The following is a 19254-nucleotide window of genomic DNA, read 5'->3' on the forward strand; positions in this document are numbered from 1 at the left end:
ATTATTTACTATTGAGTGTCGCCTAACGTATAAAATATCTTTTTCTAATGAGTTCTATCAGCAAAGAGCAGGCAATGACTCCTGTAGCAAGAATAGAAAAATACATAAAAAAAGACCCGAAGGAACTGAGATTTGCAAAACTTAGAGTTATTGCATTGTAAAAAAGAATGAGTGAGGCTCCAAAATTGCTGATGACTCCCATGATTACGATACCTTCAGGGAAAATATTTTTACGAATTAGCTGCAGTGCATACACATAACCAATAGTAAGAGACAAATAGGCAAATCCAAGAAGCTGGCTAAAATATTTTGGAGAAACAATCGGGAGTCCAAGTGCTTGAATGAGAGAGTCCGGGAATAAAAGCAAGGGCAGTGCCCAGAAAAAAAAAGTCAATACTATCTTGCAGTATAAAGCGTAAGTCAAAAAATGGTAGTTTACTGTAGTTTCTTTTTCGTTTGAATTTTCAATCATAAATTTTTTAAAGAATTTAGAAAATATTCCTATTAGGCTAACTTTAGTCAATAAAATGATTTTCTCCAAGAATACACTTTTGTATATATTTTCTTTGACAAAATAATAAAAACAATTCCACTAAGATTTTCAAAGCATATTCAGAGGGTCAACACATTGGTAAATAATTCTATGGATGGCACAACTCCAAAAAGTCTTTCTTGGAAGTATATATGCTTAAATATTCTCAGAAATCGCCATTTACTATCAATGTCCGGCTCTTGCAACTCAATGGCTGGGCAGTAGCGTCATGGATATACAAACACTTAATTACTCGATAGCGTTTTTGACCTTTACTGCATTTTTTATATCTCTATTGATGTTTTCAAAAATAAGAAATTTTCCCGGGTCTCTTCAGTGGCTTTTGTCTATTCTGAATATTTCTATCGGGAATTTTTTGCTTGGGTTAAGAGACGTGATTCCAGACTTGCTTAGCATTCATCTTGCAAATCTGCTATTGTATTTTGTTCCTGCTTTCATGATTCAGAGTTTTCGATTGTTGCTTGGAATCCCAAACAAGATCAAAATAGAATACTGGTTGTCTGGTATAGTTTTTATCGGGTTTGTTGTTACAGCTGAAATTGGCTCTACTCGAGAAAGGGTTATTTATTATAGCTTGGTTAATATTTTGATGTGGGGGTGGGGAGGAGTTACATTTTTATTTATAAAAGAAATAAAAGCAAAGTTACTTATTTCGGTCAATTTTTTTTCTACATCGATCTTATCTTTAGTGAATGTTATATCCTCTTGGAATATGGAAAGAAATATTAGTCTATTGCATATTCATGGTTTTTATGGAATTTATTTATTGTTTATGCTTGGATTTATTTTTGCTATATTCTCCAGTTATGTAATTATTGTAAATCAAAAACTAATGGATATGGTGGAAAGTGAAAAGGAATCTTTACTCTATGCAAATCAGAGTAAAGAGAAATTGTTCAATATCATTGCTCACGATTTAAAGGGGCCATTTAGTGCAATACTTCAGGGTTTAGGTTTTGCAATAGAAGAAAAAAATCTTGCAGAGAAAAATCTTATATTAGAAAGAATTTCTTACCAAGCGAAAGTCCTATTTCAATTTTTAGAAAATATTTTGCGATGGGTCAAGACTCAACAAAATGGGGTCAAATACAATAAGACCGAGATTTCGTTAAAAGAATTGATTGAAGGTGAGATTCAAACCTGTATGGGTATGGCTAATGAAAAGCATATCAAGGTATTGATTTCTGAACTGAATCCGGATCTTGAGTTTTATGGAGATAAGGTTACTTCTGGAACAGTGATTCGAAATTTGCTAAGCAATTCAATTAAATTTACTCCTATACATGGTAGCATACAATTTTTTATTCAAGAAATAGACGAACAGGTTCAAATAATTATTGAAGATTCAGGAATCGGTTTGTCAGAAACTCAAATAGAAAGTTTCAATAAAAGGCAACTCTTAAATTCTACTTTTGGTACTCAAGGAGAAGCAGGCCACGGTCTTGGTCTTGCAATTTGTCGAGAATATGTTGAAGGAAATGGCGGCACGATTCAATTTGAGAAAAGTAAAAAATTGGGCACTAAAGTTATAGTTTCATTTCCAAAACAAAAAAATTAAACTTTTACCAGATATCATCTTTTAGGTTTAGGTTCCTGAGTTTAGGCGCTTTGAACGATGAGATAATTACAACCAACACAGTGATTGCCCCTCCAAAAATTACTGAAGGCACAGTACCAAGTAGTTTGGCAGCCACACCAGATTCAAAAGCTCCAAGTTCGTTGGAAGAGCCGATAAAAATACTATTTACTGCGGATACTCTGCCACGCATATTTTCCGGAGTATTCGTTTGAACTACCGTTGATCGAATTACAACACTTACCATGTCCAACATTCCACTGACCGCAAGAATAAATACAGACAAGAAAAATGATTTGGATAAAGCAAAAAGAATCATACAAACTCCAAAACCAGCAACAGAAAAAAGAAGAAATTTGCCTGCTTTTTTTAATGGAGGTTTGTAAGCTAAAAAAACTGCCATGATCGATGCGCCGATACTCGGTGATGCTCTGAGTAGTCCTAAGCCCTCCGGTCCAACCATTAATATTTCGCCTGCAAAGATTGGTAAAAGAGCAACGGCTCCACCGAATAAAACTGCAAATAAATCAAGAGTCAAAGCTCCTAATATGATTTGATTTCTAAATACATATCGAATTCCGGAAAAAAGTCTTTCGCTAATTGTATCGTCAATAGAAGTTTTAGGGATTTCTTTTTTGGAAACTCTTAAAAATAAAAATAAAGAAATACAAATCAATATCGCTACAATAGAAAAAGTATGGGTTGCATCAAAAAATCCGTAGATAGCTCCACCAAGTGCAGGACCGCCTACTGCTGCGATTTGCCATGCTGTGCTATTCCATGTTGCAGCATTTGGAAAAATATCTTTCGGAACAAGTTGTGCTGCAAATGCAGAAAGTGACGGGACTAAAAATCCTCTTACTATTCCACTAAAAAATATGACGAGGTAGATTTCCCATACGGAAGAATTATAACTTGGTAAAGATAGTCCGACTAAAGCCAGATAGCACAACAGAAGTCCGATGATGCAAGTGACTATAATAAATCTTCGATCGGTCTTGTCTGCTATATGCCCTGCATAGAGCGCCACAGATATTGCAGGGACAACTTCACAAAGACCGATGAGTCCGAGAGACAGCGGGTCTTTTGTTTTTTCGTAAACTAACCAACCCACTACAACAGCCTGCATTTGAATTGCAAAAACAGATACAAACCGAGCCACTAAAAAATATCGGAAGTCTTGAAATCTTAAAGATGAGTAAGGGTCTCTTTTTTCTTCGTTTGAGATTTTCATTTTACAATATGTTTTTCACAAAGAAAATACAAACCAAGTGCAGCTACCATAAGAGAATGATGAAAAATTCCTTTTTGAATCAGATCGGGAATTTCATTTATAGAAATTTCGTGTATCTCTATCATTTCATGAATGTCTAAATTTTGCTTGTTGGTTCTTTCTGCGTTCTTGGCTAAAAAAGTATGACTAAAATTATTTAGGATACCGGGGTTTGCGCTTAATTTTCCGAGATATTTCCAGTCATTAGAAGTGTATCCGCATTCTTCCGTAAGCTCTGCTTTTGCGGCTCTTAATAATTTATCTTCACCTTCAAATTCACAAATCCCTCCGGGAAGTTCCAAGCTCATCTGGTTTATCCCATGTCTATACTGTTCAACTAAAATAAGTTTCTCGTTATTGTTAAAACAAATTACATTCACCCAATCATTGGTTTCTAATCCGTAAAATGTGCCTTTGATTTTTTTATCGGGAGATTCTGAATCCCAAGAAATTGTGTCAAAAATTCTGTTTGAATGGAGCCGATTTTTATTTTCTCTTTTCCATAGTTTACCGGGGTTAAAAAAATCAGAAAGGTTAAAATTACTCATAAATCCATATTTTTAAAAAATCACAGATTGTCATTTTTTATTATAGTTATACTTGCCAGAAAAATGAAATATTATAAAATATAAATGTGTTTGAATTAGACTCAAATCTGAATCTGTCTGCGAAAGGAATGATTCCTGACGAATTGGCAAAAGACATCTCTTTTAGAGATTGGGCTTCCATAGTTATTCAAAAATTTATTGAACTCGGAACGTATTACGAAAAATCTATTGGAGGAGATGGTAAAATCATCGGAGGCGAAAAAAAAGAAATCATAGATCAACTTTGTATCATTTTTCAATCTATTCTGTCTTTAAGGATACGAACTCTATCCGAAAAAGAATTTCAATTTATGTTGACTCACGAAAATCGTGGCTCTGTCAGTTTTAATTTTTCCAGTTATAATTTCTGGGAAATGACGGGTACTCTACCCATGAATTATAAAATACAACCTACTAAATTTAGTAATTGGATTAATAAAAAACTTTTACCTCAAATTAAAGAACTGATCTCTGTTTATGGGAAGGCACTGGAAGACGGGGTTATCACTCCAAAGGAGAGAGGTGAAATTTATAAAGTGATAGACCCTTTACTCTTTGAAATAATAATTATAGTGATCTATCTCGAAAGATACTTGGTAGTGAAATGAATAAAAAAGAAATGCCCGCGTATTTCACACACCATGAAAGAAATTTCGAGGATCATCTCTATACCTATCCTGTTATTTCCAGAAGAGCAGGAGGTCTGTCGATAGGAATTAATTTATCTTTGATTAAAGAGTGCAATTTTGCTTGTGAGTATTGCCAAGTAGATAGAAATATTCCTATTTCGAGAAACAGAAAAGTTGATTTTCAAATTTTGTTGGATGAATTAAACACACTAACTAATCTTGCCGTATCCAAAGAATTATTTATGTATAAAATTTTTGAAAGTACTCCTGAAAATTTTCAAGTAATACGAGATATTTCTTTTAGTGGAGATGGAGAATCTACAGCCAGTCCTTACTTCATAGAATCTGCAAAACTTGTAATGCATTTTATTGCACAAAAAAAATCTTCAGGAATTGAGATAAAGCCGATAGTGATTACAAATGGAACCATGCTCCACAAAGAAGCGATATGCGACATCCTACGTCAGATGTATGCAATGGGAGGAGGAGCTTGGATAAAACTTGATGCAGGGAATGAAAGGGAATTTCAAAAGGTTTCAGATACAAGTATCTCTTTTGAAAAAATTCAAAATAATATTATAGAGTTTTCTAAAACAACTCCTGTCATTCTTCAAACTATACTTTATCAATATAGCAATGGAAATTATTCATTTACCTTAGATGACTATATAGATTGTATCTTAAAGCTAACCTCAAAAGAAGCTCAATTGGAGTGCATTCAACTCTACACTCTTGCAAGATCAACAAAAGTAAAAGGCCTTGAGTCTGCGTCTGTAGAAGAGCTTGAAAGGCGAGCAAAATCTATAAAAGAAAGATCAGGAGTAGAGGTTAAAATCTATCCTTAATAATTAGATGCGAATTGCCCTTGAAATAAAAAATATCAATGTGCGAATATTTGATAAATTTCTCCTAAAAGATATAAATGTAAAAATTTCAAATAACACCATAACAGGTTTAATTGGAAATTCGGGATCAGGGAAATCAACATTATTCAAATGTATTTTTGGAATTCAGATCCCGCATAACGCCAATGTTACTGGTGAGATTTTTATTTTTGGAGAGAAATTGAATAGAGTAAATATTCAACAAATTCAGCCTGTTTTTCAAGACCCTATTAGCTATTTTAATCCACGCTGGAATCTATTCAAGATATTGAAAGAACCTTTAGATATTCGATTTCATCTTACTGAAAATGAAAAAAGACAGAGAATAGTTTCCTTACTCGAAGAATTTGGATTTTATGAGAGTTCGCTAAATAAAAATATCGGTAAATTTTCCGGTGGAGAGATGCAAAGACTATCTATTCTACGCGCAATCTTAGCAGAACCAAAAATTATTCTAATGGATGAGCCGGTGAGTGCGTTAGACCCCCTTGTTCAAAAAGAAGCGGTAATATTTATAAAAAAAATTTGTGAATTAAAAAAACTCACAATTCTATTTATTTCCCATGATATTGAAATTGTCCGATGGCTTTGTGAAGAAATATACGTTATGCGAAATGGTCAGATTGTGGAAAATGGAAAAACAAAAAAAGTCTTTCTTGACCCGGAACAAGAATACACTAAGTCTTTATTGGATTTAACATACTCTACTAACTGAATCGTGTAATTCTGTTATCAAAGGATTTTTTCCGCAAAGAGGACAGTTTGGATTTTTGTTTATAGAAATTTTACGAAAGTCTAAACTTTTTGCATCGTAATTTAAAATTTTTCCGAAAACCCTGGACTCTTCTATTTTTAAAATGAATTTAATTGCTTCAGTTGCTTGAAGACTGCCAATTACTCCCGCTACCCCTCCAATTACTCCAGCCTCTGCACAGCTCGGTATTTCATCTGGAGGAGGAGGAGAATGAAAAATGCATCTATAACAGGGAGTACTATCCGGGAGAATTCCAATCAATTGCCCTTCAAATCTTAAAATCCCGCCGATAATTAGAGGAATTTTTAAAAAATAGCAAGCGTCATTGATCAAAAATTTTGTTTCAAAGTTATCCGATCCTTCAAGCACGATATCAGAGCCTTCAATAATCGAAAGGATATTGTCGGCTTTTCCCCTGAAAGAAAATTTTTTTATATTGATCCATGGATTTAGACTATGGAGTGTTTCTTCGGCTGAATCGGTTTTGAGTTTGGAAATATTTTCTGTACGGTGCAAAATTTGTCTTTGCAGATTTGTTAAATCTAAAATATCCGAATCAATGATTCGAATGTTCCCGATACCACAAGCAGCCAAATAAAAAAGAGCAGGGCTACCCAAGCCTCCTGCTCCCATAACGGTTACTGTAGAATTTTTAAGTTTCTCTTGCCCTTTTTTACCAACTTCATTTAGAAGTATGTTTCTTGAATATCTTGTTATCTCTTCTTTAGAAAGAGTGAAGTTAGGATTTTTTTGCTCGTTTTTTGATTTTGTCGATTGCATCAGCTACAAACTCATTTTGTCTGTGATGAATGTCTGCATATTCTAATGCTGCCCTTGCATCGTCTTCAAGAACTTCATTGGCAACTTCGATATTGTAAATTCCCAAAAGACAAGCGTAAACAATATTTGAGTCTGTTTCACTCATTATTTTTTCTTTTAGTGCCTTTGTAGATGGCCCTTTTTCTTTGATGTAACCCAATGCAACTGCTGCAGAAACCGCAACTTTAGAATTATCTGTAGCTTTTAACAATGCAATAATCTGTGGAAGTGCATCCTTTCCCTTTTTCACTTCTTTACCAAAATAAACACAGGCTGCGATTTTTTCTTCGTCTGTACCAGAACTAAGTGCTTTTAAATGCTCATCAGCAGATTTCTCTGCGGCAATCAAGCCGGTACTAAAAATAATAGAAATTAAAGTAATCGTAAAAATTTTTCTCATGGCGACCTCTATGAGTATTTTTTAATAGGACTTACTTTTTAGTCAAGTGAAAAAAAATTGTGAAATCTAAAAATCACCTTTCTTTCAAAAGATACAATAAAATCACCGTCAAAACAAAAAAAACCAAATTTAGGGAAAAGCCGTTCCTAAGTTTTTTTCTGTCGTTTGAATTTAAAAAATACGCTGCAATAAAAACCGAAAAAAATCCCCCTAGATGAGAATAGTGGGCTACGTAATCTGTAGTAGAGGAAAACCCGGTCAGATCAGAATAGATCATAATCCAAGAGACAAGAAAAACAGGAAAAGGGATTGTTTTTCCTGAAACCTTAAAGCTAAAAGGGGATAAAAGTGCCGAAACAGCCGCAATTCCTGAAATCGCACCACTTGCACCAACAGTCGGTAAATTATATCCTGAAACAATAAATCCTCTAATTATTGAATCTGTAATCACCGAAATAAACCCTGCCATAAAATAAAAAAACAGCCACTTTAACTTACCGATTCTATCTTCTACAATTCTCCCCAAAAAAAAAAGATAAGCCATGTTGGATAATAGATGGAATGGAGAACCATGGAAAAAAGTGCTGAGTAGCCAATTTATCGGAATGAATTGTCCGGGATAGGAAACAAAATAGTTTTGAATGATTTCTTTTGGAACAAAAGCTATTGTTATAAAATAAAATGCAATCGTGAACAACACAAAAGAAGATGTCAAGGGGAACTCCCAGAATATCTTTTTCATACAGATGGATAGTTTTTGATTTTTTCCTTTAGGGCAACTAAGTGAGAATATTCGTGTAAAGACATAACCCAAAACCAGTTAAATAAATTCAATGGACCGAGTATTGGATGTTCAAATCCTCTTTTTTGAAGATCGCTTTTAGAAAAGTTTTTGATTGAGGAACCTATTTTCTCTTCTGATTTTTGGAGAAGTTTTAATACCTCATTTAGAGGGTATTTGTTTAAAGGATTTACAGTATCCGGATTTTTTATTCCACTGGGTTTTAGAAATCCGTCTCGGATTTTTTCGTACTGTAGATTGGGTTGTTCGTCCATATCGTTTCCGAACTTTCTACTCATCACAACAGGAATCATTCTGGCTAAGTTGAATTGTGAAAGGTATAAATGCTCGGCTATTTCAGATACAGACCATTTGTCTGGAGTTGGATTTTCAGTAAAATTTTCTTGAGGGGTTTTTTTAAAACAGGTAATTACCTCTTCGCGAACTTGTTTCCAGAATTCAAAAACTTCATTTGGTGTTTTGTATTCGGAAGCAGTCTTTAAAATTAAGCTACCTTCCTGAGACATAAATAATATTTAATCGTAGAATTAAATTTTGTAAAAAATATTTTACGAAAATTGATTATTTCTTCTTAAATTTTTCTAAAAGGTTGCCTTCTTGAATTTGTGCAGTTACATTTCCGCCAAATGCAGCAAGAACTAACTTTACTACAATCGCAGGACAAACTCCAAGCCCGATGAATGGAATCCCAAATCCTATAAAAGCAATCACCCAAAGTGAATAATGAACAACATTTTCCATTTTTTCTCCTCTTTTACGCCAATATAGAAGAGATATTTTGAAAAACAAGAAGGTTTTTCAGTTGTTTAAAAAAATTCTTGAAATAATCGTATCGGATGATATTCTATAGCAATATGAATAAAAGAAAATATATCAGGATTTCAGAGTTAATTGGAGTTAAATGCAAAATCTTATCCAAATCAGAAGACTCAGACGTAAACCAAAAAATTTCAATCAAAGGGTTGACGGAGAATATTTCAGGTGGTGGAATTCTCATGGTATTAACTGAAAATCTAAAAGTTGATACAATTTTAGAATTGGAATTGGAATTGGGAAAATCTATTCATCCGATTCAAGTCATCGGAAATGTTGTACGCTCTGAAAAAGTAGATGCTGGTGTTTATGAATCTGGAATTGAATTTACTCACTATTCTTTAAACGATAAAAAATTATTGGATGAGTTTTTAAATAACAAGATGGAGTAGCTCTTACGTGTTATATGCAGAGAATCAATTTTTACCATGATCGTTAATCGAGATGCAATTCTTAATTTTACAAGTAATTCAGTTATAGTAATAGATACAAGTGACGTAATTCTTTATTGGAATCCTGCTGCCGAAAAAACTTTCGGTTGGTCAAATTCGGAAATTATCGGAAAGAAAATATACACTATTATCCCTCCAGAATTCCACGAAGCACATTTTATAGGAAGGACTCGAGCTACGGCTGGTGAATACAGGTCTATCGGAAAAACCTTAGAAGTCCGAGGTCTTCATAAAGAAGGATATGAATTTCCAATTGAGCTAACACTTTCTACTTGGACAGACGACGAGGGAACGTTCTTTGGTGGAATCATACGAAATATCTCTGAAAGAAAATTTGCAGAAGAAAAACAAAATATACTTGTAGAGCGAATGCAAGCTCTGACAAATTCAGCGCAAGATGCGATCATTTCTATAGCCTCTGACAACAAGGTACTTTCCTGGAACAATGGTGCAAAAAAATTATTTGGATATTCAGAAGAAGAAATATTGGGAAGTGAAATTTTAAAAATTATCCCAAAGAGATTTCACGACTTACACAATAATGGGATCCGGCGATTTCTTTCTACAGGAATTCCAAGTTCCATTGGAAAAACTGTTGAAGTCGCAGGACTTCATAAAGATGGACATGAATTTCCTATTGAATTAACTCTTTCTACTTGGAGCGAAGGGAATATTAAATTTTTTTCTGGTATAATTCGAGATATTACCGAAAGAAAAAAAGCAGAAGAAAATCAAACTATTTTTATGGAGCGTTTGCAAGCAATCACAAGCTCGGCTCAAGACGCAATCATATCTATTGCAAAAAACAATGAGGTGCTTTCTTGGAATAAGGGAGCTGTAAAAATGTTCGGATATTCGGAAGAAGAAATCATTGGAAAAGAAATCTTAGTAATCATCCCTGAAAGGTTTCGTAAATTTCACAATGAAGGAATCCAAAGATTTTTGAAAACGAAAGTCCCAAGCTCAATAGGGAAAACTGTAGAGGTGGCCGGTCTCCATAAAGATGGGCATGAGTTTCCGATTGAGTTGACTCTATCTACTTGGAATGAAGGGCAAGTTCCATTTTTTGCCGGAATTATCCGTAATATTTCAGAAAGAAAAAAAATCGAGAGTGAATTAGAAAAAGAAAGAAAGCTGTTAGTTACAGAAAAAGAATTATCGGATAAATTAATTTTAAATATTTTACCGGAAAAAATCGCCCATGAATTAAGATATACTGGTCAAGTAATCCCACAAAGACACAACGACGTAACTATTCTCTTTTCTGATTTTGTAGGATTTAGTAGAATTGCATCTACAATGGAGCCTGCACTTTTAGTTGGGGAGTTAAATTATTATTTCAATGAATTTGATAAAATTATCGGAAAATATAGATTAGAAAAAATTAAAACAATCGGTGATTCTTACATGTGTGCCGCAGGTGTACCGGAAGAGAATAAAGGATGTGCAGTGGATGTGGTACTAGCTGCGATTGAAATGCAACGAATTGTAAAAAAACAAACTGCTACAAAATCTGAAGGCTTGCAATGGAAATTAAGAATAGGGATAAATACCGGCAATGTAGTAGCAGGTGTTGTTGGCAGCAAAAAATTTGTTTACGATATTTGGGGAGATTCAGTAAATCTTGCCAGTCGAATTGAGAATTCCGGAGAGCCGGATAAAATATGCGTTTCAGGAAGTACTCGAGATAGATTAGGTGACTTGTTTGAGTTTGAAAAAAGAGGCTCAGTCTTTATGAAAAATATGGGGGAATTTGATGTGTTTACGATAAAAAATTTCCATCCAAAAGTGTCTCGAGATGAAAAAGGTTCGAGGCCTTCTCGTGAATTTTATTTTTCATGTAAAAAATTAGCCAAATGTGAAAGCACAAGTTGTGCAGTTTCTCGTTTGCAATAGCAATGGATTTTTATTATTGTGCTGAGGTTTTTTGTTTTTCGTCGGGTTTATGTCGTTTTAGTCTATTGTAGCGGGTCGTTTTTCTCTTGGAAAGGTAGGCTCCTCCCGCAATCGTGGTTACCGGGGTGGGAACTCCATTCTCGAAGAATCTGGTGAGGAGAATTATGTCCCATTCGGCAAGGTCAAGCACTAACAGAAGAGTAAAAAGAGCGGTCTTTGTGGTACCAAGCCAGTCTGCAAGAATCCCCAATTCAATCCAGTCCTCGTTATTTGGGGTAAAATTCTTCTTCTGCAAATTTTGCCCGACTTCTTGATACGCTTTCTTTACCCTCTCCATCTTCTCAAAAGTCCCCCAAAGAATCACATTTCTGTATCTGTTCAGCAATGCGTGCAAATATTTTCGTCTCGAAAAACCCGTCGTTCTTCTATTGAACTCGTCCATATATTTTGCTGGAACAAGCAAGCTCGATTGGGTTTCTGTAAATTTTTGTGGGTTCATAAATTTCTCCTTAAAGTAAAATTTTCTGCTCTCCTTTATAAGGTAAAAAAAGTTTGCTTTAGAAAAAAAATTTTTGCAATTTTTGGAAAATTTTTTTAGCTTTTACAGAAAAAGTCCCAAATCTGCACTAAATGCGTAATTTTTTTTAATCCCCCAAAAAAGTGGAGATCCCACATTTTTGCGTGAAAGGTGAACAATTGGTATAAAACATGCACTTTACAGAAAAGAGTGGAGATCCCACATTGGAGGCAGAGGACAAAAGATAGATTTGTAGATTTTGAAGGCTGAAGAATAAAAGAGGATTTAAGTTAAGGAGAAAAGCCTTTTATTGTGTAGGAAGTATGATTTTACCTTGCTTCCCAGAAAATATCCTGAAGCCCATTTTCAAAATTAGAAAATCTAGCTGCTACAAAAAAATAATCAGATAGACGGTTGATATACTGAATAGAAATTTCAGGAATTGAATCACCGGTTTCAATCGCGAGAACCATTTTTCTTTCTAGTCTTCTACAAATCGTTCTAGACAGGTGTAAAAATGAAGAAGGCTGGGAGCCACCAGGTAAAATAAAATTTTTGATTGGAGAAAGACTTTCTTGCATCTTGTCGATTGAGTTTTCTAAAAATTGTACATCGGATTGGAGTAGGGCAGACTCTCTTTCTTGATTTTTGTAGCCCGCAAGTTCTGAGCCTAATTCAAATAAAATATTTTGTATTTGTGTTAAATCGCTAATTATTTTGGAGCCTTCAGGTAAAAAAGAAATCACAATTCCTACAGTAGAATTTAGCTCATCACAGGTTCCATACAAGTCAACTTTGGGACTAGACTTAGATACTCTTTTCCCAGAAGCAAGAGAAGTCTGACCCTTGTCCCCTGTTTTAGTATAAATTTTCATAAATAGACATTTTCCTTAAAATTAGACTTTGGAGAATACAATATTGAAGAAAATAAAAAATTAAGAAACTCATAAATTTCCCCTTAAAATTACGCAGGAAGAGCTAAACCTTTTTCTAACATCTCGTTATTTAAAAAAATCCCCTCTTCAATAATTTTTTGTGCGTTAGTTTCATTTTCCAGATAAAATATATCTACCAAATATCTGCCATATTTATCAGACCCGTGAGTCTTAATGATTAAAAAAGGAAGGTCTTTTAATTTAGACTCTAAAAATTTTTTAGCCTTAGCTCCTTGTCTAGTTCCAAGCTCAAAAGCGTCAAGTCCCCTAAGCCGTAATCTCTCTTCAATAAAAATATCAAACCCAAGATCAATGGTCACAACTAGAGTATCTCCATCCACAATTTTTTCTAGAAAGGCCTTGTAAGTAAAAAGCTCTTTTGGATTTGTTCGTTCCTCAAATAGAAAACCTTCACTATTTTTGATAATTTTTACAATAGAGCCAATTTTTAATCCACTTAAAACTAACCCCTCTTGACTATCTTTTTTATCTTTTACGATGCCGTCTAACGTCCTCATTCTAATATAGAACCCTAAGTCTAGATTTTGCACACTGTGTGCAAAATCAGAAGAAAATTTTTGTAAAACACGGTATGTATAAAGAGACATAACCGGGCGTTTTAACCTGTCTTTTAAAGGCTTATCTGCACTTTCAACCCCTGTTTTTGGAGCTTGGTCTTTTAGTGTTTTGCGAATGACATTTTTAAACTCAAATACAGATAAGTTACTCTGAATTGCCTTTTTTTCTAACCCAATTCGTTTTTCCATATCCGAAACTAATAACAACAATTTATAGTGTGACCAAGTAAGCTCTGAATGGATTTCACCTAAATCATACATAGAAAAAAATGTTCTCATATAGGCTAAATTCCTTTCTGAAAAGCCCTTCCCATATTTTTTATTCAAATCTTTTGATAATTGTAACAACACCCTGTCCCCATACCCGGCTCTTGTTTGATTTTTTTGCTCTATAGTTACAATACTTTCTCCAATTTTCCAATTAGAATAAAGCGTAGCCTTGTTCCAATTAGAATTACCATCACTCATAGCATCATCATAGATTTGGGAAATATCTTTAAACAAAGAACGATAAAGAGAAGGCGAAATCCCTGTGCCTTTTTTAGAATTCATACTCATAACCCATAATCCCCCTCCATGAATTCCCTCCAGCTTTAGCTGGAGGAAAAAACACAAAAAAATACTACATTTTAGTCAAAATACTATCCATCAAATACATCAAAACCATATTTGTAAATAAATTCATCGTACTCTTGTTGAAACAATATATTTTTATGATGCTCTTCTTGGTTTTTGATATATTCTCTAATATGGTTCACCATTGATTCAGAAACAGAAACTGCAAAATATTCGTCTTGCCATTCAAATTTTTCTTTAGTCAATTTATTTTTATTAATCCAAAAACTCGATTCACCTTTGATTAACTGTATCACTTTTTCTATTGACCAGTCTGTACCCATTGAAACTAAACAATGGCAGTGGTCAAAATAGCCATTTACAAAATCAACAAAAATTCCCTTACTTTTTGCATTCTCTCTAATATGGTTCCACACTTTTTGCCTCAATTCTTTGGAATCAAGAAAAGGAAATCTATTTTTCGTACTCCAAACAAAATGGATATATACTTTTACAAAAGGCATTTCAAAAAAAAGTAATACCTAATACCAATTTAGTATGACTAAACTACAACCCGCAACCATTGAAATCCCTCCATGAAATCCCTCCATGAATTCCCTCCAGCTTTAGCTGGAGGTAAAGATAGAGAAGGTAAAGATAGAGAAGGTAAAGATAGAGAAAGTAGAGATAGAGAAGAGATAGCTGGAGTGTTAAAACTATCTACTACTTACAACCCTGCATATCTCCCATTTTTGCGTTAGGTTTGTCCATAACGTAGTACACTTTTTTCCCGCCCTCAGTCCAGCATCCGTTTTTCTTTCTATTCATGGCGATCACAGGGCCTCTGCCGATTTCTCTTCCGCTTGAGTCGTACTGTACTCCCATAACGTTTCCTTCTTTGTCTTCTCCCAATACATCAAAGTCTTTTTTTCCATCTTTGTAATAGGTGTATGGGTTACTCGGTTTGAATCCTGCTTTAATATTTTGGGTTTCTTCGTCTATCTTTATAAGATTAAAAAACAGTTTTCCTTTTCCAATAATCTCACCTGTTTTCTCGTCATAGACTTCTGCGGATTCCATCCCAGCTTCGTTTGCCATTTTTCCTTTGAAGCGAAGTTTTCCGGTGTTATCAAAAAATTTCCATTCTCCTTTTCGGGTGTGCTCTCTTTGTCCTTCAGCAAAAACTTGACCGTTTTTGTAATATTCTTTCCAGTGTCCCATACGAAAGGCTTTCTTTTCAGGCTCTGGAGCAGTAACATCTCCACCGGGAGGAGGGGTAGCTGGTTTGACTGTTTCCTTTTCTCCCTTATCTTTAGGAGCTTCCCTTGGCGCATAACTTCCTTCGCTTTCGGGTTTTCCATTGTCGTAATAATTTTTCCAAGCGCCTGATTTCAAGCCATCTTTATACAACCCTTCTGCGCTTACTGTTGTTCCGTCTTTGTGGTAGCTTGTGGACTTTCCATTTTTTTTGTCTTTGGAATATTCAGACACATTCTTTTTTATCATGTCTGCTTCTTTAGCATGGTATTCAGTCCAAGTACCTTCTCTCAGATCATTTTTAAATAGACCTTCTGTTTCCATAAAGCCTTTGGAGTTTTTCTTCCAGTATTTACCGTCTTTTTTATTGTCAACAAAGTTGGTTTCTTCTGTTTGTTCGCCCTTCAGGTTGAATTTTTTTTCGACTCCATCTTTTTTTCCGAGTTTATAAGTAGTTTCTCTTAACTTCTCACCCTTCTCTCCGAGTTTTGTCCAGACACCATCTCTTTGTCCATCGACGTAGTTTCCTTGCATATCGAGTACGGAAAATTTTTTTTTCGATTCGTCTTCTTTCTCAACATATTCTTTCCATTCACCGTGTTTTTTCAGTGCTTTGATTTGGTCAGGTTTCAGGTTATCAATATCTCCATCGGTACAAGGTTTACCCCCGCAATCTTTTACGGGTCCCTCTCCTTTCATATTGAAAGTATCCTTGAACTTATCAATTCGGATGTTTGGTTTGATCATGGAAAATTCTGCTTTTTTCCCTTTCGATGTAACCCCCAAGGTAGCACAACCGCTAACAAGTGATATTGACAGTATAGTAATAATTATTTTCATAAAATCTCCTTTAGTAATTTCTCAAAACGAGTTCTCTTATTTTCTTCTAAAACTCCCTCTAAGTTAGGGTGTTTTCCTCCATCTATCTTTCTTAGAAAAAATCTTGGGGGTAGAATATGAAAAGAACCGTATCCATCTACATAAGATAAACTTTCGTCAAGTTTCGTCAACCTACATTCAAGGTGAATTTTTCGCTTTTCCTTGCTTTTGAACCAAGATGTGACAAGTAAGTCTTCCTCTATTGGTGTAGCTTTATGGAACTTAAAGGTCATTTGATCTGTCATTACAATATAACCCAAGTGAAAACAAAGTGCTCCCATAGCTTCATCCAACAATGTAGAAATAGCTCCACCATGAGCAAAGCCCGGAGCCCCATTGTAGTCTTTTCTAAATTTGTAGATGAACTTAACTTGGTTTAATTTTTCGTTGTAGGTAAAATCTGCTTTCAGTCCCAAAGGGTTGTTATGCCCGCATCCAAAGCATTGGTCGTGGTGGATTTCATGCCCATGAAAAGATGGGGATATTTTTTGTATTTCTTTTTCCATTAATTGTCAGGATGAAAATAGTTTTTGATTCTGCAATTAGGAAACATTTTCTCTAAAACTGAAAATACACAAATTCTTTTCCCGATCTGGAATATAGCCCAATGGATACGAGTAACACAATAGAGCTAAATAGAATTAGAGGTTTTTGGTATTTTACAATTCCACTTGGTAGTTTGTCGAAATATTGAGGCAGCTGGGAAAGAAACCCAAGAATAAATAGGTACACCAGTGTTTCTGAGCCGGTTGCATTTACTCCCGGACTAATTGTAAGAATTTTTTTTACCATCACCCATAGTGAGGTCATGTTGTTGGAACGAAAAAACAACACACCTACTAAAAATATGTGATAGGTGAATACAATTCTGAAATATTTGCCTGCTTTGTTTTGCAAGGTGAGAGTCAATTGAAATCGCTCGGTTAGTCTTTCTAAGGCGAGCATAACTCCGTGAAAAAATCCCCAGAGTATATATGTCCAGTTGGCTCCGTGCCAAAAACCTCCAAGAGTAAATGTAACGATTAAATTAAAATAGGATCGAAGTTCACTTGTTCTACTGCCACCGAGTGGAATATATAGATAATCACGAAGCCAAGTTGCAAGCGTTATGTGCCATCGCCTCCATAGGTCTTTTGGAGATTCAGCTAAATAGGGGGCTTTAAAATTTTCTGGGATTTGAAAACCGAGAAGATAGGCGACACCTCGAGCGATGTCTGTGTATCCGCTAAAATCACAATACACTTGCCACGAAAAACCATAAATGGAAAGTATCAGACTAATTGCGGAATATTCAGAAGGGTTGTTCCATATTGGGTCAATGATACCTGCAATACTATCGGCGATTAATACTTTTTTGAATACTCCAAGAATTATGAAAGACATACCCGGATAGATAAACTCTTTGTTGGGTTTGATTTTTTTTAATTCAGGGATAAAATCTCCCGATCTCATAATGGGTCCTGCGATTAGCTGTGGGAAAAACATTATAAAAATCGTAAAGTCTAACAGGCTTTCCTTTTCTTTGATGTCTCCTCTATAAGAGTCGATAACGTATGCTAACATTTGGAAAGTATAAAAGCTAATTGCGAGAGGGAGTAGAATTTTAAATGAGCCTTTGGATAGCTCTGTAAAAAAAGACGAGCCTGAAATATGGTAGAGTGTATCCGTAAAAAAATAAAAGTATTTGAATACCCCAAGATTGAGTAAATTAATGATTACTGCCAGTCGTAAGATAGATTTACTTTTGTGTTGTAGTAAATAGACAGAAAAGATATAGTTGATCAACACAAAAAATAAAAAATGGAATAGAAACGAAACACTCCAAGTGCCATAAAAGACAAAAGACGACAATAACAGAATCCATTTTTTCCCTTTATCGGAAGGAATAGACCAGTAAATTAGATATACGATAGAGAAAAATATCAGAAATGTAATAGATGTAAATAGCATTATGGAATCAGAGTCCTTATATTTTTATTTAGATAGTCGCCTAACGCTTCTGAAAATTTTTCCATTCCATACATATTCAAATGGACTATATCATAGTAGTAGTCTCCATTATTTTTGTTTGGCAGGATATTTTGCATATCAACTACTATTGTATTTTCTTTCCCTTGTATTTTTTCGAGTTCTTTAGTCCAAAGTTCAACTCTTTCTTTTCCGCCTAAATTGTTCATCAGTGTGCTATAGGGCGCAAAAACATTTATAGTCTTTATGCCACGTTTTTGGAATTCAGAAAAAAGTTGTGACAACCTTTTAAAATACAGGTTAGTTTTATCGGTTTGTTTTGATTCGGTGGAAGTAACTCCTGCAAGCGCACAGGTTTTAAATAACGCAATTTTATGCTCTGCGTTAGACGAAATCGGGATAGGGTCTGCATTTTCCTGGGAGGTTTTGGCTTTGCATTCTTCTATTGTTTTTACATTGTAGGAGCTGATTTTTTCGTTGTATGAGTTTTCATAATCCCAAGGATTCAGGTTTGGCTCTTTTTTCATTTTCTTAAGGTGTTTCAGCCTTTTGTTTGGGTCCAAAACAAATTCTCTGAAATCTCTTCTGTAAGCAATACTCCTCGATAAAATATAAAAGATATCTTCTGCGCGAACATCGTAATCGTAATTATAAGCTCTCTTTATTGCGTCAATTCGGTTGAATTCTGAAATCATGGAAAGGGTAGGTAGAGAAAGATCTGTTTGGCTTACCCAAGGGATTAGCACTTCACCTACATAGATTATCAGTTTCACTTTTTTGAATTTTGGCAGAGACTTTGAGATGACTTGGTGTTGAACTATCACCTCTGAACCGGGGATGGCAATAGATTGAATTTTCAGTCCTGTGCTATGAACTTTTTCATTTAAAATTTTTACGCTTAATCCTTGATAGGCAACCGATGTACCTACAATTAAAATATCGGGATCGAATTCAGTTTGTTTGTTTAAAATATGGTTTGTAATTCTGTTTACGTTTGCTGCGTAAGAATTCTTTTTTAAGAAAGGAGAATATATCCCCGTTTGGAGAATTGCCTCAAATAGCAAAATAGTTAGTATTGGGATGAAAAATCTTTTATCTTTGTAAAATGTGTTAAATTCTTTTTTCAT

General features: G+C 34.6%; 23 protein-coding genes. 7 read left to right on the plus strand and 16 right to left on the minus strand.

From position 1 onward, the window contains the following. Positions 1-22: 22 nt before the first annotated feature. Positions 23-523: a hypothetical protein gene (locus HS129_15925; GenBank protein ID MBE7413523.1), complete on the minus strand. Its 501-nt coding sequence runs from the start codon at positions 521-523 to the stop codon at positions 23-25. 238 nt (positions 524-761) lie between these two features. Between HS129_15925 and HS129_15930 the strand changes: the two genes are divergently transcribed. Next, entirely contained in the window at positions 762-2111 is a 1350-nt protein-coding gene (locus HS129_15930) for a HAMP domain-containing histidine kinase (protein MBE7413524.1), read from the plus strand. A gap of 4 nt (positions 2112-2115) precedes the next feature. On the opposite strand, the gene HS129_15935 is transcribed toward HS129_15930, so the two are convergent. Together HS129_15935 and HS129_15940 are read right to left on the minus strand one after the other, a co-directional pair. Next, complete coding sequence (locus HS129_15935) at positions 2116-3363, minus strand: MFS transporter (GenBank protein ID MBE7413525.1); 1248 nt, start codon at positions 3361-3363, stop codon at positions 2116-2118. After that, positions 3360-3950 carry an NUDIX hydrolase gene (locus tag HS129_15940; protein MBE7413526.1) on the minus strand — a complete coding sequence of 197 codons (591 nt, stop codon included), beginning with the start codon at positions 3948-3950 and terminating at the stop codon, positions 3360-3362. Before HS129_15940 ends, HS129_15935 begins: the two co-directional genes overlap by 4 nt. 86 nt (positions 3951-4036) lie before the next feature. On the opposite strand from HS129_15940, the gene HS129_15945 reads away from it, so the two are divergent. Genes HS129_15945 through HS129_15955 form a run of 3 tightly spaced genes read left to right on the plus strand, consistent with a single transcriptional unit; the run spans position 4037 to position 6217 of the window. Next, positions 4037-4597: a hypothetical protein gene (locus tag HS129_15945; protein MBE7413527.1), complete on the plus strand. Its 561-nt coding sequence runs from the start codon at positions 4037-4039 to the stop codon at positions 4595-4597. Further along, entirely contained in the window at positions 4594-5463 is an 870-nt protein-coding gene (locus HS129_15950; GenBank protein MBE7413528.1) for a hypothetical protein, read from the plus strand. Before HS129_15945 ends, HS129_15950 begins: the two co-directional genes overlap by 4 nt. A gap of 40 nt (positions 5464-5503) precedes the next feature. Further along, positions 5504-6217: an ATP-binding cassette domain-containing protein gene (locus HS129_15955; protein MBE7413529.1), complete on the plus strand. Its 714-nt coding sequence runs from the start codon at positions 5504-5506 to the stop codon at positions 6215-6217. Here HS129_15955 and moeB read toward each other — a convergent pair. The 5 genes from moeB to HS129_15980 form a co-directional block, all read right to left on the minus strand. Continuing rightward, positions 6197-7036: a molybdopterin-synthase adenylyltransferase MoeB gene (gene moeB, locus HS129_15960; GenBank protein MBE7413530.1), complete on the minus strand. Its 840-nt coding sequence runs from the start codon at positions 7034-7036 to the stop codon at positions 6197-6199. The genes HS129_15955 and moeB overlap by 21 nt on opposite strands. Beyond that, positions 6996-7475: a HEAT repeat domain-containing protein gene (locus HS129_15965; protein MBE7413531.1), complete on the minus strand. Its 480-nt coding sequence runs from the start codon at positions 7473-7475 to the stop codon at positions 6996-6998. Before HS129_15965 ends, moeB begins: the two co-directional genes overlap by 41 nt. Before the next feature lie 73 nt (positions 7476-7548). Further along, positions 7549-8217, minus strand: coding sequence for a rhomboid family intramembrane serine protease (locus tag HS129_15970; GenBank protein MBE7413532.1), 669 nt, complete (start codon positions 8215-8217; stop codon positions 7549-7551). After that, entirely contained in the window at positions 8214-8783 is a 570-nt protein-coding gene (locus HS129_15975; GenBank protein MBE7413533.1) for a DinB family protein, read from the minus strand. The genes HS129_15970 and HS129_15975 overlap by 4 nt, the downstream gene beginning before the upstream one ends. Positions 8784-8838: 55 nt before the next feature. Next, entirely contained in the window at positions 8839-9018 is a 180-nt protein-coding gene (locus HS129_15980) for a hypothetical protein (GenBank protein MBE7413534.1), read from the minus strand. 113 nt (positions 9019-9131) lie between these two features. Between HS129_15980 and HS129_15985 the strand changes: the two genes are divergently transcribed. Together HS129_15985 and HS129_15990 are read left to right on the plus strand one after the other, a co-directional pair. Continuing rightward, on the plus strand, positions 9132-9482 hold the full coding sequence (locus HS129_15985) for a PilZ domain-containing protein (GenBank protein ID MBE7413535.1): 351 nt from the start codon (positions 9132-9134) through the stop codon (positions 9480-9482). A 36-nt stretch (positions 9483-9518) separates the two neighbouring features. Next, the gene (locus tag HS129_15990; GenBank protein MBE7413536.1) at positions 9519-11438 is read left to right on the plus strand and encodes a PAS domain S-box protein; all 1920 of its coding nucleotides are present in this window, start codon (positions 9519-9521) and stop codon (positions 11436-11438) included. Between the two features lie 13 nt (positions 11439-11451). Here the strand turns inward: HS129_15990 and HS129_15995 are convergent, their stop codons facing one another. The 4 genes from HS129_15995 to tnpA all read right to left on the minus strand — a co-directional run bounded on the left by HS129_15995 (position 11452) and on the right by tnpA (position 14547). Beyond that, a complete protein-coding gene (locus tag HS129_15995; protein MBE7413537.1) occupies positions 11452-11937 on the minus strand; it encodes a DUF1564 family protein in 486 nt (161 codons plus the stop codon). Positions 11938-12284: 347 nt separating this feature from the next. Continuing rightward, positions 12285-12830 carry a cob(I)yrinic acid a,c-diamide adenosyltransferase gene (locus HS129_16000; GenBank protein ID MBE7413538.1) on the minus strand — a complete coding sequence of 182 codons (546 nt, stop codon included), beginning with the start codon at positions 12828-12830 and terminating at the stop codon, positions 12285-12287. Positions 12831-12919: 89 nt separating this feature from the next. Next, entirely contained in the window at positions 12920-14026 is a 1107-nt protein-coding gene (locus tag HS129_16005) for a thermonuclease family protein (protein ID MBE7413539.1), read from the minus strand. A gap of 83 nt (positions 14027-14109) precedes the next feature. Then, the gene (tnpA, locus tag HS129_16010; protein ID MBE7413540.1) at positions 14110-14547 is read right to left on the minus strand and encodes an IS200/IS605 family transposase; all 438 of its coding nucleotides are present in this window, start codon (positions 14545-14547) and stop codon (positions 14110-14112) included. Between the two features lie 72 nt (positions 14548-14619). Here tnpA and HS129_16015 point away from each other — a divergent pair, with 72 nt between their 5' ends. Further along, a complete protein-coding gene (locus HS129_16015) occupies positions 14620-14784 on the plus strand; it encodes a hypothetical protein (GenBank protein MBE7413541.1) in 165 nt (54 codons plus the stop codon). Here HS129_16015 and HS129_16020 read toward each other — a convergent pair. The 4 genes from HS129_16020 to HS129_16035 are packed head-to-tail and all read right to left on the minus strand — an operon-like array spanning position 14747 to position 19254. Then, the gene (locus HS129_16020; protein MBE7413542.1) at positions 14747-16120 is read right to left on the minus strand and encodes an LIC20035 family adhesin; all 1374 of its coding nucleotides are present in this window, start codon (positions 16118-16120) and stop codon (positions 14747-14749) included. The two genes, HS129_16015 and HS129_16020, sit on opposite strands and share 38 nt — an antisense overlap. Continuing rightward, positions 16117-16665, minus strand: a complete 549-nt coding sequence (locus HS129_16025) for a PaaI family thioesterase (protein ID MBE7413543.1) — start codon at positions 16663-16665, stop codon at positions 16117-16119. Before HS129_16025 ends, HS129_16020 begins: the two co-directional genes overlap by 4 nt. A 52-nt stretch (positions 16666-16717) precedes the next feature. After that, positions 16718-18109 (minus strand): MBOAT family protein, encoded by a 1392-nt coding sequence (locus HS129_16030; protein ID MBE7413544.1) that lies wholly within the window; start codon positions 18107-18109, stop codon positions 16718-16720. Further along, positions 18109-19254: an SGNH/GDSL hydrolase family protein gene (locus tag HS129_16035; GenBank protein ID MBE7413545.1), complete on the minus strand. Its 1146-nt coding sequence runs from the start codon at positions 19252-19254 to the stop codon at positions 18109-18111. Before HS129_16035 ends, HS129_16030 begins: the two co-directional genes overlap by 1 nt.

The organism is Leptospiraceae bacterium, assembly GCA_015075105.1.
GTDB lineage: Bacteria > Spirochaetota > Leptospiria > Leptospirales > Leptospiraceae > JABWCC01.